The following is a 13,714-nucleotide window of genomic DNA, read 5'->3' as shown; positions in this document are numbered from 1 at the left end:
GCGCCGGTTCTGGACCGGCGCCGGGGGTGCGGGAGATGGAGCGGATGTGCGAGTCAGACCTTGCTACCCGGGCGGCGCAGCCGCAGCCGGGCCGAGGAAACCCGTCCCACGCGGCCCATCGGCCGGGGCAGCCGCCGCTGCCGCTGGGCCCGGCGCTGGGCCCGCCGCTCGGCGGGCTTGTGATGCCAGGTCTCCGGCCGCGCCGCGACCCAGCGGGCCGACCGCACCGCGAACGGGATGTGCCCCAGGTACAGCGCGACCAGCGCCATCATCAGGATGAGCGGGTAGGTGACCAGCAGCGCGGCGGCCAGCGCCACCAGCACCAGCAGCACCGGCGCGGTCCGCGGGGCCACCGAGACGGCCTTGATGGCCTGTGTCGGCAGCGTGCTCACGCACAGCAGTCCGGTGAACACCGTCCACACCGACACCGCCGCCACGCTCACCCACCAGCCGTCGCCGAACTGCTCGCCCAGCGCGATCGGCAACAGCACGATCAGCGCCCCGGCGGGCGCGGGCACGCCGACGAAGTACTCCCGTTGCCAGTCCGGCACATTGTCGTCGTCCAGCAGCGTGTTGAACCGGGCCAGCCGCAGCACCATGCACACCGCGAACATGAGCGCGACGATCCAGCCGACGCTGTCGGCGTGCAGGTAGGTCACGTACAGCACCAGGGCGGGCGCGACGCCGAAGGCAATGGCGTCGGAGAGCGAATCCAGTTCCGCGCCCATCTTGGTGGTGGCATCCAGCATGCGGGCGATGCGACCGTCCAGCATGTCGAAGATGGCGGCCGCGCCCACCAGGGCCAGCGCCACCCCGAGCTTGCCCTCCATGGCGAACTTGACCGCCGACAGCCCGGAGCACAGCCCGAGAATGGTGACCATGCTGGGCAGCAGCCGGACCGTGCGGTGCCGGCGGCGCACCACCGGTGCGGGCGCGAGTTGTTCCATCATGAATCCAGTTCGGCCAGCACCGTTTCCCCGCCGATGGTGCGCTGGCCCGGATACACCAGCGGCTTGGTCCCGGCCGGGAAGTAGGTGTCCACGCGGGAGCCGAACCGGATCAGGCCGTAGGTGTCGCCGATGGTGAGCTTGTCGCCCACCTTGGCCTCGCACACGATCCGGCGCGCCAGCAGCCCGGCGATCTGCACGACCGCGAGCCGCTGCCCGGACTCGGTCTCCAGCACCATGGTGTTGCGCTCGTTGGCCGCGCTGGCCTCGGGCAGGTCGGCGGAGAGGAATTCGCCCTTCTTGTAGACGATCTCCGTCACCGCGCCGCTCACCGGCACCCTCTGCACGTGCACGTCCAGCACCGACAGGAAGATGCTCACCCGCGGCAGCGGCGCCTCGCCCAGGCCCAGTTCGGCCGGCGGCACCGCGGTGTCCACCAGCGCGACCTCGCCGTCGGCGGGGGAGACCACCACGCCCGGCCGGTTCGGCGGCACCCGGTGCGGATGCCGGAAGAACGCGGCGCAGGCCGCGGCCGCGAACAGCCCCGCGCGGCGGATCCACTTGTGCCGGACGCCGACCACGGCGACGGCCAGCGGCGCCGCCACGAACGGCAGGCCGGCCGGGTGCAGTGGCGGGATGGCGGTGCGAACCAGATCGGCCACGTGGGCGAGTCCGGTGGCTTCGGGAGTGCCGGGCGGGGTGGGACGGCGGGCCACAAGCTCCTCTTTCATGCGCGGATAGGTGCGGTCGAGACCTTGTTCGAGTGAACCGGGGGGACCGCGTTCAAACGATACGGGAACGTGGTGCGGCGCTCGCGTTCTCGGCATATGAAATGAGGGTGATCGGCCTGGCAATACCCCTCGATTGTGAGCATACGCACACACATGAGAGGCTGGCTCAATTAATATGAGGGGGCCTCATGTCTGCGGTGTCGGCTGTTCCGCGGGGGGTGAGGGCCCGATGAAGGTCACGTTCGACGCGCAGTACATAGGAGAAGCACCATGGCTGCTCGAATTGCCTCGATCAGCGGGGTAGAGCACACCGCAATCCTCGGGCTCGGCGTGTACCGCCCGGCCCGCATAGTCACCAATGAGGAGGTGGCCGGACCGATCGAGTCCAGCGACGAGTGGATTCGCACCCGGTCCGGAATTCACACTCGCCGCTTCGCCTCGGACGAGGAGACCATCCTGAGCATGAGCGTCGCGGCCGCCCGCGACGCCATCGAGGCCGCCGAACTGGAACCCGGTGAGATCGACTGCGTCATCGTCGCCACCTCCACCTGGCTGCTGCTCACCCCGGCCGCCGCGCCCCAGGTCGCCAGCGAACTCGGCCTGAACCATCCGGCCGCCTTCGATATCTCCGCCGGATGCGCCGGTTTCTGCCACGCCCTGGCGCTGGCCTCGGACCTGGTGAAGGGCAGCACCGCCCGGCACGTGCTGGTCATCGGGGTCGAAAAGCTCACCGACGCGGTCAATCCCAAGGACCGCGGCACCGCCTTCCTGTTCGCCGACGGCGCGGGCGCGGTGGTGGTCGGCCCCTCCGAGGAGCCCGGAATCGGTCCCACGGTCTGGGGTTCGGACGGCACCCAGCATCACGCCATCCGCCAGGACAAGGACTGGATGGACTTCTTCCGCGAGATCGACGACAAGGGCCCGGACGCCGTGCGCCCGTATCTCGCCATGGAGGGCACGGCCGTATTCCGCTGGGCCGCACACTCGCTGGAGAAGGTGTGCCGCGACGCCATCGAGCGCGCCGGTCTCACCCCCGGCGACCTGGACGCCATGGTCCCGCATCAGGCCAATGGCCGGATCATCGAGATCATGGCCCGGGTGCTGAAGCTGCCCGAGAACTGCGCGCTCGCCAATGACATCGAGGAGACCGGCAATACCTCGGCCGCCTCGATCCCCTTGGCCATGGAAGCGCTGCTGCGCAAGGGCGATGCCAAACCCGGCGGCGCCGCGCTGCTCATCGCCTTCGGCGCCGGGTTGTCCTATGCGGCGCAGGTGGTGACCCTGCCGAACTGGAAGTAGGCGGAATCAGCCGATCTCCCAGACCACGGTGACGGTGAAGGTCACCGTCTGCTGCCCGGGTTCGAGGCTGAAATCGGCCGCGCCGCTGGGTGCGTTCTCGCGCGCCAGCGGTGACGGCCAGTCGCCGCTGCTGTCCTCGGAGATGGTCTGGACGCTCTTCAGCCCGAGCCCGGACAGGTCGGCGTATTGCTGGGCCCGGGATTTGGCGTCCTCGAATGCGCGGGCGCGCGCATCGGAGAGCAGCTTCGTATTGTCCTCGAGCCCGAACGACACCGAGCTGATGCGGGTTTCATTGCCGCCCGCCTTGACGGCCGCGTCCAGCACCGCCGAGGCCTTCGGCAGCTCCCGGATGGCGACGTGCACGGAGTTGGTGGCCCGGTAACCGGTGATGGTCCGCCCTTCGGGCCCGTACTCGGGCTGCACCGACAGATCGCTGGTGCGAATGTCCTCCCGCTTGGCCCCGGCCCCGACCATGGCGTCGGTCATGGCCTTGGCCTTGGCATTCGCGCCGTCCACGGCGGCGGACACATCGGGCGCGGTCACCTCCGCGCTGAGGTCGGCATTGAGCACATCGGGCGCGCCCTGCACCTTGCCGGTGCCGACCACGGTGACCGTGCGGGCGCCGCCCTCGGAATCGGAGCTACCGCAACCGGTCAACAGCAGCGCGGTCCCGGCGGCCGCGGCGCAGATACCTGTAAGTCGTCGCATGCTGCGAACCTACGGCCCCGGCCGCCCGGCCACCGGGAAACACGCAGATCAACGCTCGACGGTGGCCTTGATCTTGCCGAGGGTTTCGTTCATGCCCCGCAGCAGGGCTTCCTCGAACGGCTCCTCGCCGCCGAGCGCGGCCTCGATCGCCTTGCGCGAGATCCAGCTGGTGCCATTGGGGCAGTCGCGGCGCTGGATGAGCCGGGTGCCGCCCTCGGTGGGTTCGAGGGTGAAGCTCCAGATGGTCCGGTTGTCATTGACGCGGAAGGCGATCGCGGTATTCGGCTCGAACCGCACCACGCGCGAGGTGGTCGGCCAGACCTTGCGGCCGTCCCGGTTGAAGTTGATGGTCCAGGTACCGGTCTTCACGGCGCCGAGCGGCTGCATGCGAATGCACTGCGGGCTGAATTCGGGCATCCGCTTGAGGTCGGAGACCACCTTCCAGACCTGGTCCGGCGCCGCGGCGATATCGATGGTGGCTTCGAGATTCTTCGGCAACGCTGCCCCTCCAAGGGTGTGACGATCGGTACCACGAATCCTAGTTCGAACACTGAAAATCAACTAGATCACATTCCGGTGTTGCAAGACCGGCGAATGTAATGGGCGGCGCACAATATGGGATAGACGAAGCAACGACACAGCCACGAGCTTCCGAATGGGAAACGTGAGGTGATCGGCCGTGAAACTGCGCTCGCTCCTGCATCGTAGGACCAAACCGGTCCCGCTCCTCCCCGCCGAGGAGACCGTCGCGCCGGGGCCGGCCAAGGGGGCCAAACGCAAGGCCAATGGCGCGCTCGAGGAACGATTGGAACGACTGCTCACTCCGAACGAGCTGGATCTGGTTCAGCATCATCGGATTTAGCCGGTGGTGAACTGCTCTTCAGCGGGTTTGACGGCCCCCCGCATACTTCTTGGGTGACCTCAGCAACCGCCGCCAAGCCGGCCATCCTCAGTGTCGATGACGATCCCGGCGTCTCCCGCGCCGTGGTCCGCGACCTGCGCCGCCGCTACGGCGCGGATTACCGGATCCTGCGGGCCGAATCGGGCGCGGACGCGCTGGACACCCTGCGCGAGATGAAATTGCGTGGTCAGCCGGTGGCGGTGCTCATCGCGGACTACCGGATGCCGAATATGAACGGCGTCGAATTCCTGGAGCAGGCCATGGACCTGCATCCCCATGCCCGGCGGGTGCTGCTCACCGCCTACGCCGACACCAATGCCGCCATCGAGGCGATCAATGTGGTCGATCTGGACCACTACCTGCTCAAGCCGTGGGATCCGCCGGAGGAGAAGCTGTATCCGGTGATCGACGCGCTGCTCGATGCCTGGCGCAGTGATCCGCAGCGGCCGGTGACCGAGACCAAGGTGGTCGGGCATCGCTGGTCGGCGCGCTGTTCGGAGGTCCGGGAATTCCTGGCGCGCAATCAGCTGCCGTACCGCTGGTATCAATTCGACGAGCCGGAGGGCGCGCGGCTGCTGACGGCCGCGGGCGCCACCGAGGACCAGTGCCCGGTGATCATCAATCCGTCGGGTGAGGTGCTGATCGGGCCCTCGGACGCGGAGCTGGCCACCGCGGTGGGGCTGTCCACCGCTCCGTCCGGCGATTTCTACGATCTGATCGTGGTGGGCGGCGGCCCGGCCGGTCTCGGCGCGGCGGTTTACGGCGCGTCGGAGGGCTTGCGGACCGTGCTGGTGGAGCGCACCGCCACCGGCGGCCAGGCCGGGCAGAGTTCGCGCATCGAGAACTACCTGGGCTTCCCGGACGGCTTGTCCGGTGCGCAGTTGGCGGACCGGGCGCGGCGGCAGGCCGTGAAATTCGGCGCGGAGTTGATCACGGCGCGGGAAGTCGTGGCGCTGGAGGCGTGCGGCTCGGCGCGCGTGGTGAAGTTCGCCGACGGCGGATCCATTGCGGCGCATTCGGTGCTGATCGCCACCGGCGTCAACTACCGGCGTCATCCCGCGCCGGGCGTGGACGATTTCACCGGCCGGGGCGTGTATTACGGCTCGGCCATGACCGAGGCCGCCGACTGCTCGGATCGCGACGTCTACATTGTGGGCGGCGCGAATTCGGCGGGGCAGGCGGCGGTGTACCTGTCGCGGCACGCGCGCACCGTGCACATTCTGGTGCGGGCGGGCTCGCTGGAAGATTCCATGTCGCACTATCTGATTCAGCAGATCGAGCAGATTCCGAATATCAAGCTGCACACCCGCACCGAGGTGATCGCCGTCGACGGCGACGATCATCTGGAGCGGATCGTGCTGCGCAACAATGACACCGGCGTCGAGGAGAAGGTGGACGCGGAACGGCTGTTCCTGTTCATCGGCGCCGCGCCGGAAACCGAGTGGCTCGACGGCCTGGTGAAACGCGACGACGCCGGATACGTGCTGGCCGGGCCGGACCTCATGGTGGACGGCGAGCGGCCCGCGGGCTGGGAGCTGCCGCGGCCGCCGCAGCATCTGGAGACCAGCGTTCCCGGTGTTTTCGTGGCCGGCGACGTACGGTCGGAATCGGCGAAGCGGGTGGCGTCCGCGGTCGGCGAAGGCGCGATGGCCGTCATGCTCGTTCATCGCTATCTGGCGAAACAGTAGGAGTGCTGTGGGTACCCAATTGATCTGCAACCCCGAGGAGCTGCGCGAGCTGTTCCTGTTCGAGAAGCTCGACGACGAACAGCTGGCCTGGCTGTGCCGCGACGGGCGGGTCGAGAACTTCGAGCCGGGACTGGTCTTCCGCGAGGGCGATCCGGCCACCTGCTTCTACGTGCTCATGGACGGCGAGGTCCGGCTGACCAAGATGTCCGGCGGCGAGGAGATCGAACTCGTCCGCACCGACCATCACGGGTCGTACGCGGGCGCCTGGACGGCCTATATGGGCGACAAGGTCGACCAGAACTACACCGGATCGTTCTACGTGACCCGGCCGTCGAAGTTCTTCGTGCTGGACGCCGGGACTTTCGCGCGCATGGTGCAGACCTGGTTCCCGATGGCGCTGCACCTGCTCGAAGGCGTGTTCTTCGGCAACCGCAATGCCAACGAGATCATCGGGCAGCGTGAGCGGCTGGTGGCGCTGGGCTCGCTGTCGGCGGGGCTCACCCACGAGCTCAACAATCCGGCCGCCGCCGCGGTGCGCGCCACCGACGCGCTGCGCGAGCGGGTGGCCGGCATGCGGCACAAGCTGAAGATGATGGCGCACGGCAAATTCGACTCCAAGACGCTCGAGAAGCTGGTGGCCCTGCAGGAGGAGGCCGCCGAACAGGTCGGCAAGGCGCCGACGCTGACCTCGCTCGAGGCCGCCGACCGGGAGGACGAGTTCGGCGACTGGCTGGAGAGCCACGACATCGCCAACGGCTGGGATCTGGCGCCGAATTTCGTGCAGGCCGGATTCGACATCGACTGGCTGGAGCGGATTCACGGCACGCTGTCCGGTTGCGGCCAGGGCGTTTTCGAGGGCGCGATCCGCTGGCTCAACTACACGGTCGAGACCGAGCTGCTGATGAACGAGATCGCCGATTCCACCACGCGCATCTCCTCGCTGGTGAACGCGGCCAAGCAGTACTCGCAGATGGATCGGGCGCCGTTCCAGGTGGTCGACATTCACGAGTTGCTGGACAGCACGCTGGTCATGCTGGGCCGCAAGATCGGCGACGAGGTGGAGGTGGTCAAGGAGTACGACCACGCGCTGCCGCCGGTGCCGTGCTTCGCGGCGGAGCTGAATCAGGTGTGGACCAATCTGATCGACAATGCCATCGCGGCCATGGACGGGCGCGGCACCCTCACCGTCCGCACCTATCGGGAGAACGGTTGCGCCGCCGTGGAGATCGGCGATACCGGGCCGGGTGTGCCGGACGAGTTGCGGCACCGCATCTTCGAGCCGTTCTTCACCACCAAACCGGTGGGCGAGGGCACCGGGCTGGGCCTGGACATCTCCTTCCGCATCGTGGTGAACAAGCACCACGGCGATATCCGGGTCGAGTCCGAGCCGGGCAACACCCGTTTCATCGTCCGGCTGCCGCTGGAGAGTCCGGAGCTCGCCGAGGAACTGCAAACCACAAGCACCGCAAGCTGATACGGGAGGCATCCGATGTCGCAGCAGATTCCGGGAATCGACACCACCATCGCGCCCAGCGGTCCGGGCTGTGTGGAATGCGAAGCGGCCCAGGGGTGGTGGGTGCACCTGCGCCGGTGCGCGCAGTGCGGTCACGTCGGCTGCTGCGACACCTCGCCGTCGCAGCACGCCACCATGCACTTCAAGAACACCGGTCACCCGTTCGTACAGAGCTTCGAACCCGGTGAGGACTGGTTCTGGAACTACGAGACCGATGAGATGTACGACGGGGGGCCGGAGCTCGAGCCGCCCCGCCACCATCCGCTGGACCAGACGGTCCCCGGTCCATGCGACCGGGTGCCCGCGGATTGGCAGAGCCACCTTCATTGAGTCGCGCGATGGCCGAGCCACCCGCCGCACGGGCTCGGCGTCGTTGCCGGCCCGAGCGGCGGGCAGACTCGGGTATCCCAGTGCCGCTGCCAGCGTGCGGACAGGTACCCGGTATTCGGATTGGTCTGCGAGAGAGCCGGTTTCGATAACATAGGCGACCGGATACGCGCACAATGGACTCTGCGTGCACGACTTCGGCTCTGCAGTGCATCGATCCCTCGAGGCGGTCGTGCCGGATACCCGCGGAGGCGTGGCATGGCAGTAGTCCTCGATACCGACGTCCTCGACCCCGATCTGCGCGCCGATGCGGTGGAGGACGCGGTGCGAACAGTCTCCGTGCCCCAGTGCGTCGTGCACGAGACGGACCGGGTTGATGCGCGTGTCGACCTGTGGGATCTCGGTACCGCCGGGATCTACCGGATTCGCAGTACCGGACTGCAACTCATGCGCACCATGCGGCAGGTGCGCCGGGCGCCGTCGCCGATCTTGGCGGTGGCGGTGCGCCCAAAGGGTACGCTGCGTCGCCAGTGCGGCGACGTGCGGGAGATCATCCCCCAAGGGGCATTGTTCGTCCTGGACTTCAACGTGCCGTATGAGCTCGATTGGAATGGAGTGGGCGAGCACGCTCTGCTCATGGTGCCGCTGGATCAATTGGCAATGCCTTCACAGACGATCCGCCTCGGCGCGGCCAGACCGCAGGCCAGCCCCCTGTATCGGTTGGCGACCAGTCATGTGGCCGAGTTGGCGGAGCTGGCCGACCAGATCGTAATCGATCCCGCGGCGCGGGAGATCGGCAGCGCGAGTGTCGAGCTGGTGCGTGCGCTGATGGCATCGGCCGCCGGTTCGGACAAGTGCGATGGTGCCGCCGTGCCGAGGGAGATCCTGCTGACCCGGATTCGGCAGTTCATTCGCGACAACCTGGCGGACCCGCGGCTGGGCGCGCCGATGATCGCACGGGCGCACAATGTGTCGGTGCGGTACCTGTACAAACTCTGCGGCAGCGCCGATCTCCGGCTGGAGCAGTGGATCATCCACGAACGCCTGGAGCAGGTGCGCCGCGAGCTGGCCCGCCCCGAGAACAGCCGCCGGTCCATCGCGGCAATCGCGGGTAGGTGGGGATTCCAGGATCCCTCGCACTTCGCACGCCGCTTCCGCGCTGCTTACGGCATGCGGCCGCGAGACTGGCGCCAGTTATCTACGCAAACCATCGAGTCCGGGTACGCTGCTGCGAGCGCCGGGCGGCTCGGCGCGCAGGCACTCCCGGGAAGCTCGGAAAGCAGGGTATGAAGAGGATTTCGATCGTCGCCCTCACGGCAGGCGCGATGGCGTTGGCGCTCGCCGGATGCGGGCAGGACGGTTCCACCACCACGACCGGACAGAACTCGAACACCGCGACGACGGCCCGACTAACCGACCCCCGCCCCACCACCACGGCTGCCGCGCCGATCGAGCCGCCCGCCGAGGCGCCGGTGTCGCCGGTGACCAAGAAGACCACCGCGCCCAATGGCGCGCAGACCACCTGTGGCGAATTCCGGGATCTCGACGACGCCACCGAGAAGACCGTGATCGACCAGATCCTCGCCGCCAACCCGGGCTCCATTCTCGACGGCAGCCCCAATGTGGCCCTCGGCACCGCCAAACTGGCCTGCCTCGCCGACGCCTACACCGAAACCCCGGTCGCGGTGGCGATCCGCGTCGCCCCCAAGTAATCCCCGAAACACTTCACTCCCGATCTCCGTTAGAGAGTTGTTGGCACCCCATAAGGGGTGGCGCGCACCGTAATGCGCGTGTGGATAGTCACGGCTGTCCGCGCGTCGCGCAGGCGTATCGTCGGAAAACGGTTGCGTAGTGCGAGGACGGGTGGACGGATGGACGCCGACGGGCTGATCGAATTCCAGCGGCATCGCCCTCGGCTGTTCGCGCTCGCGTATCGCATGCTCGGGTCCGCCGGGGAGGCCGAGGACGCGGTGCAGGAGACGTACCTGCGCTGGGACGCGACATCGCGCGGCGAAATCCGGTCCGCGGAAGCGTGGTTGACCACCATTCTGGTGAATCTGTGCCGTACCTGGCTGGATTCGGCTCGCGTCCGGCGGGAGACCTATGTGGGACCGTGGCTGCCCGAGCCGGTGCCCACGGGCGCCGGGGAGCTCGGCCCGCTGGAATCGGCCGAACAGCGCGAAATGGTGTCGCTGGCCTTCCTCACGCTGCTGGAGCGGCTGACTCCCGCCGAACGCGCGGTATTCGTGCTGCGCGAGGCCTTCGGGTACGCCCACCGCGAGATCGCCGACATGCTCGATCTCACCGAGGCGAATTCCCAGCAGCTCTACCGCCGCGCCACCCAGCGGGTCCGGGAGGATCGCCCGCGGTTCGACCCGGCCCCGGCACATGCCCGCGAGCTGTTCGAAAAGTTCCTGGCCGCCGCGGCTTCCGGCGATCTGGCCTCGCTCGAGGCCATGTTCACCGCCGATATCGTGTCCACGGCCGACGGCGGCGGCAAGGTCACCGCGGCGCGCCGCCCGATCGTGGGCCCGGCTCGGGTGGCCCGCTACGTGGCCGGGTTGTTCGCGCAGGAGGTGCCCGGCCTGGAGCTCGCCGTCGAGGAGGTGAACGGGGCCGTGTCCCTGGTGGTCCGGACCTTCGGCGCCGTCTTCGGCATCGCCACCGTCGATTTCATCGGCGACAAGGTCGCGGGCGTCCATCTGGTCCTGAACCCGGACAAGCTGGCCTTCTTCGGCAAGGCGGACAAGGCCGCCAGCCGCTGAACCGGTTGTGACACAGCACACCTCGGGATCTGTCATGGACCCGGAGGTCATCCCGTCTAGAGGGTGTCGGACCACCGAAAGGAAGTCACCCTCATGACCGGAGAACATCGGATCGTCGTCCTGGGCGCCGGATACGCCGGACTGTCGGCAGCGAAGCGGGCGGCGCGCGTGCGCGGGGCACGGGTCACGGTGATCGACGCGCGGACCGAGTTGGTCGAGCGGGTGCGGTTGCACCAGGCCCTGGCCGGGCAGCGGATTCCGCGCTGGGATCTGCGGGAATTGCTGGAGCGCAAGGGAATCGAATTCGTGCGGGCGCGAGTGGGCCGGATCGATCCGGCGGCGCGGCGCGTGGAACTGGAGGGGGAACGATCCGTCTCCTACGATTCGCTGATCTACGCGCTCGGCAGTTTCGGTCAGGCCGACGGTGTGCCCGGCGCGGCCGAATTCGCCTGCACAGTGGCGACCCCCGAGGATGTGCGCGGCCTGCCGCGGCTCTCCGGCCGGGTGGCCGTGGTGGGCGGCGGCGCCACCGGAATCGAGACCGCCACCGAATTGGCCGAGGCCCGACCGGATCTCACCGTGCTGCTGCTGAGTGCGGAGGAGCCGGGCGCCTGGCTCTCGGACAAGGCGCGCGGTCACATACGCGCTGTCCTCGATCGGCTGGGCGTCGAGGTGCACTCCGGTGCGAAGGTCGTCGAAGTCCGGGCCGACGGCGTCGAATTGGCCGGCGGCGACCGGATCCCGGCCGACATCGTGCTGTGGACAACCGGTTTCGCGGTCTCGCCGGTGGCCGCCGAGTCCGGCCTGGCCGTGAACGCGCACGGTCGCGTTCTCGTCGACGACGAACTGCGGTCCCGCTCGCATCCGGAGATCTATGCGGTCGGCGACGCGGCGACCATGGCCGGCCCCGGCGATCGCGAGCTGCGCATGGCCTGCGCGACCGCGCTGCCCGCGGGCACGTACGCGGCCACCGCGATCGCCGCCCGGCTGCGCGGCAAGCAGCCCGCGCCGCGGCGGTTCCGCTATGTCATCCAGTGCATCAGCCTCGGCCGCGCCGATGGGGTCATCCAGTTCGTGCGCGCCGATGACGCCCCGGCTCGCACGGTCTTGACCGGTCGCACCGCGGCCAGGTTCAAGGAGCTGGTCGTGCGTGGCGCGGGTATGGCGGCGCGCCCCTGAGCGGCGGGCCGCCGAGTGCCCGGTCAGCTCATAGCGAAATCGTCAACGAATGGTTGACTATCGACAGATAGTCAACCTAACGTTGACGCATGACAAACCCTTTCCGCCTCGATGATCTGATCAACGGCATCAAGAAGGCCCGCCCCGACAATGTCCTGGAACAACTCTCCGACGCCGTGGTCGCCGCCAACCATCTCGGCGAACTCGCCGACCACCTGATCGGCCACTTCGTCGACCAGGCCCGCCGCTCCGGCGCCTCCTGGACCGAGATCGGCGGCAGCATGGGCGTCACCAAGCAGGCCGCCCAGAAGCGCTTCGTCCCCAAGTCGCCCGTCGATGCCGGTGACGCCGCCGCACTCGACCCGAATGCCGGTTTCGCCCGCTTCACTCCCCGGGCCCGCGCCGCCGTGGTGGCCGCGCAGGAGGAGGCCCGCGATGCCGGGAATGCCGAAATCACCACCGCCCACCTGATTCTCGGGATGCTGCGCGACCCGGACTCCCTCGCGGTGCACATCGTCACCGCCAAGGGCATCGGCATCGACGCCGTCCGCCGCGTCGCCACCGCCGCCCTGCCCGCCGCCGCCGACGGCGAACTCCCCGCCATGATCCCCTTCGACGCCGAAGCCAAGAAGGCCCTCGAACTCACCTTCCGTGAGGCGCTGCGCCTCGGCCACAACTACATCGGCACCGAGCACCTCCTGCTCGCCCTCCTCGACCAGGAGAACGGCGCCGGCGTCCTCTCCGGCCTGGGCCTCGACAAGGACACCATCTCCGCCGATGTGGAAGCCCTCCTGGCCTCGATCACCCCCGGCGCATCCGACGCGAAGTAATACCGGCCGTCCAGTTCCCCAGCTTCGGCCCCCGCGCCGGATACCATGGAGCAATGGCGGACGACGAGGGTTCCGACCTAGTTGCGGGGGAAAGACGCGCCGACCTGCTGCGTGCCCTCTCCTATGTCTCAACCGAAGACACCCCGGACGGCGGCTACATAGTGAACGGCGACCTACCGCCCGACCTGGCGCCGCCGTTCATCCGCGCCATCATGCGCATAGAAGCCGAACTCCTCCTCCAGGACGCCGCCCTGGTCGACATAGACCACGGCGAACCCCGCACCCCCGAAGAACGCCGCACCGACGCCCTCATAGCCCTCCTCCTCCGCGTAGACGACCGCCTGGTCATGTAAATCCCGCAACTCTAGAAACTCTCCGGGGCAAGCCCCTGAAACCCCACCCGGGTCATGGGCGCTGTCCAAGAACCCCGATGGCAACAACCGAGGATTCGGCAGACACAGCCCCGAGATTCGGCGGGCGCAGCTCGTCGGTTCAGCGGGCACAGCTCGGAGGTCTGGCAGGTCAGCCCGAAAGGCTGGCGGGTACAGCCCGGAGGTCTGGCGGGCGCAGCTTGGAGGTTTGGCGGGTGCAGCCGGGGTCCGGCGGGTGCAGCCGGGGGTCCGGCGGGTGCAGCCGGGGGTCCGGCGGGCGCAGCTTGGAGGTCGGTGGGCACAGCCTGGAGGTTCGGTGGGCACAGCCTGGAGGTTCGGTGGGCACAGCCTGGAGGTTCGGCGGGTGCAGCCGGGGGTGTGGCGGGCGCAGCCCTAAGGGGGTTCGGGGGCTTAGCCCCCGTTTTCCTCTTTCGGGGGTTTGGGGGCGGAGCCCC

At 68.4% G+C, this 13,714-nt stretch carries 15 protein-coding genes; 11 read left to right on the top strand and 4 right to left on the bottom strand.

What is annotated here, in order from left to right; genetic code table 11:
* Positions 1–53: 53 nt before the first annotated feature.
* On the bottom strand, positions 54–950 hold the full coding sequence (pssA, locus tag ACYQ5L_RS36850; RefSeq protein WP_459962845.1) for a CDP-diacylglycerol--serine O-phosphatidyltransferase: 897 nt from the start codon (positions 948–950) through the stop codon (positions 54–56).
* A complete protein-coding gene (locus tag ACYQ5L_RS36845; RefSeq protein WP_459963651.1) occupies positions 947–1,663 on the bottom strand; it encodes a phosphatidylserine decarboxylase in 717 nt (238 codons plus the stop codon). The genes pssA and ACYQ5L_RS36845 overlap by 4 nt, the downstream gene beginning before the upstream one ends.
* 285 nt (positions 1,664–1,948) lie before the next feature.
* Here ACYQ5L_RS36845 and ACYQ5L_RS36840 point away from each other — a divergent pair, with 285 nt between their 5' ends.
* Complete coding sequence (locus ACYQ5L_RS36840) at positions 1,949–2,977, top strand: beta-ketoacyl-ACP synthase III (RefSeq protein WP_459962844.1); 1,029 nt, start codon at positions 1,949–1,951, stop codon at positions 2,975–2,977.
* 6 nt (positions 2,978–2,983) lie between these two features.
* Here the strand turns inward: ACYQ5L_RS36840 and ACYQ5L_RS36835 are convergent, their stop codons facing one another.
* Both ACYQ5L_RS36835 and ACYQ5L_RS36830 read right to left on the bottom strand, forming a co-directional pair.
* Entirely contained in the window at positions 2,984–3,685 is a 702-nt protein-coding gene (locus ACYQ5L_RS36835; protein ID WP_459962843.1) for an SIMPL domain-containing protein, read from the bottom strand.
* 48 nt (positions 3,686–3,733) lie between these two features.
* Positions 3,734–4,183, bottom strand: a complete 450-nt coding sequence (locus ACYQ5L_RS36830; protein WP_459962842.1) for an SRPBCC family protein — start codon at positions 4,181–4,183, stop codon at positions 3,734–3,736.
* Between the two features lie 181 nt (positions 4,184–4,364).
* On the opposite strand from ACYQ5L_RS36830, the gene ACYQ5L_RS36825 reads away from it, so the two are divergent.
* The 10 genes from ACYQ5L_RS36825 (at position 4,365) to ACYQ5L_RS36780 (ending at position 13,241) form a co-directional block, all read left to right on the top strand.
* The gene (locus ACYQ5L_RS36825; protein WP_459962841.1) at positions 4,365–4,547 is read left to right on the top strand and encodes a hypothetical protein; all 183 of its coding nucleotides are present in this window, start codon (positions 4,365–4,367) and stop codon (positions 4,545–4,547) included.
* Between the two features lie 53 nt (positions 4,548–4,600).
* Positions 4,601–6,274 (top strand): NAD(P)/FAD-dependent oxidoreductase, encoded by a 1,674-nt coding sequence (locus ACYQ5L_RS36820; protein ID WP_459962840.1) that lies wholly within the window; start codon positions 4,601–4,603, stop codon positions 6,272–6,274.
* A gap of 7 nt (positions 6,275–6,281) precedes the next feature.
* On the top strand, positions 6,282–7,748 hold the full coding sequence (locus tag ACYQ5L_RS36815) for an ATP-binding protein (RefSeq protein ID WP_459962839.1): 1,467 nt from the start codon (positions 6,282–6,284) through the stop codon (positions 7,746–7,748).
* Positions 7,749–7,763: 15 nt separating this feature from the next.
* The gene (locus ACYQ5L_RS36810) at positions 7,764–8,117 is read left to right on the top strand and encodes a UBP-type zinc finger domain-containing protein (RefSeq protein ID WP_459962838.1); all 354 of its coding nucleotides are present in this window, start codon (positions 7,764–7,766) and stop codon (positions 8,115–8,117) included.
* Between the two features lie 255 nt (positions 8,118–8,372).
* On the top strand, positions 8,373–9,404 hold the full coding sequence (locus ACYQ5L_RS36805) for a helix-turn-helix domain-containing protein (protein WP_459962836.1): 1,032 nt from the start codon (positions 8,373–8,375) through the stop codon (positions 9,402–9,404).
* Complete coding sequence (locus ACYQ5L_RS36800; protein ID WP_459962835.1) at positions 9,401–9,826, top strand: hypothetical protein; 426 nt, start codon at positions 9,401–9,403, stop codon at positions 9,824–9,826. The genes ACYQ5L_RS36805 and ACYQ5L_RS36800 overlap by 4 nt, the downstream gene beginning before the upstream one ends.
* A gap of 159 nt (positions 9,827–9,985) precedes the next feature.
* Positions 9,986–10,879 (top strand): RNA polymerase sigma-70 factor, encoded by an 894-nt coding sequence (locus tag ACYQ5L_RS36795; RefSeq protein ID WP_459962834.1) that lies wholly within the window; start codon positions 9,986–9,988, stop codon positions 10,877–10,879.
* Positions 10,880–10,972: 93 nt separating this feature from the next.
* A complete protein-coding gene (locus tag ACYQ5L_RS36790) occupies positions 10,973–12,058 on the top strand; it encodes an NAD(P)/FAD-dependent oxidoreductase (protein ID WP_459962833.1) in 1,086 nt (361 codons plus the stop codon).
* 89 nt (positions 12,059–12,147) lie between these two features.
* Positions 12,148–12,888: a Clp protease N-terminal domain-containing protein gene (locus ACYQ5L_RS36785; RefSeq protein ID WP_459962832.1), complete on the top strand. Its 741-nt coding sequence runs from the start codon at positions 12,148–12,150 to the stop codon at positions 12,886–12,888.
* A 53-nt stretch (positions 12,889–12,941) separates the two neighbouring features.
* Positions 12,942–13,241 carry a hypothetical protein gene (locus tag ACYQ5L_RS36780; RefSeq protein WP_379196905.1) on the top strand — a complete coding sequence of 100 codons (300 nt, stop codon included), beginning with the start codon at positions 12,942–12,944 and terminating at the stop codon, positions 13,239–13,241.
* Positions 13,242–13,714 lie beyond the last annotated feature (473 nt).

The organism is Nocardia sp. IFM 10818 (genome assembly GCF_054655275.1).
Note: the sequence above shows the minus strand (reverse complement) of the source record. Positions and strands in the feature narration are given on the sequence as shown.

Bases quoted from the DNA above. Each gene is read 5' to 3' on its own strand.
- ACYQ5L_RS36785 (WP_459962832.1), top strand. From the start codon at position 12,148: ATGACAAACCCTTTCCGCCTCGATGATCTGATCAACGGCATCAAGAAG.
- ACYQ5L_RS36800 (WP_459962835.1), top strand. From the start codon at position 9,401: ATGAAGAGGATTTCGATCGTCGCCCTCACGGCAGGCGCGATGGCGTTG.
- ACYQ5L_RS36795 (WP_459962834.1), top strand. From the start codon at position 9,986: ATGGACGCCGACGGGCTGATCGAATTCCAGCGGCATCGCCCTCGGCTG.
- ACYQ5L_RS36810 (WP_459962838.1), top strand. From the start codon at position 7,764: ATGTCGCAGCAGATTCCGGGAATCGACACCACCATCGCGCCCAGCGGT.
- ACYQ5L_RS36805 (WP_459962836.1), top strand. From the start codon at position 8,373: ATGGCAGTAGTCCTCGATACCGACGTCCTCGACCCCGATCTGCGCGCC.
- ACYQ5L_RS36835 (WP_459962843.1), bottom strand. From the start codon at position 3,685: ATGCGACGACTTACAGGTATCTGCGCCGCGGCCGCCGGGACCGCGCTG.
- ACYQ5L_RS36780 (WP_379196905.1), top strand. From the start codon at position 12,942: ATGGCGGACGACGAGGGTTCCGACCTAGTTGCGGGGGAAAGACGCGCC.
- ACYQ5L_RS36790 (WP_459962833.1), top strand. From the start codon at position 10,973: ATGACCGGAGAACATCGGATCGTCGTCCTGGGCGCCGGATACGCCGGA.
- pssA (WP_459962845.1), bottom strand. From the start codon at position 950: ATGATGGAACAACTCGCGCCCGCACCGGTGGTGCGCCGCCGGCACCGC.
- ACYQ5L_RS36840 (WP_459962844.1), top strand. From the start codon at position 1,949: ATGGCTGCTCGAATTGCCTCGATCAGCGGGGTAGAGCACACCGCAATC.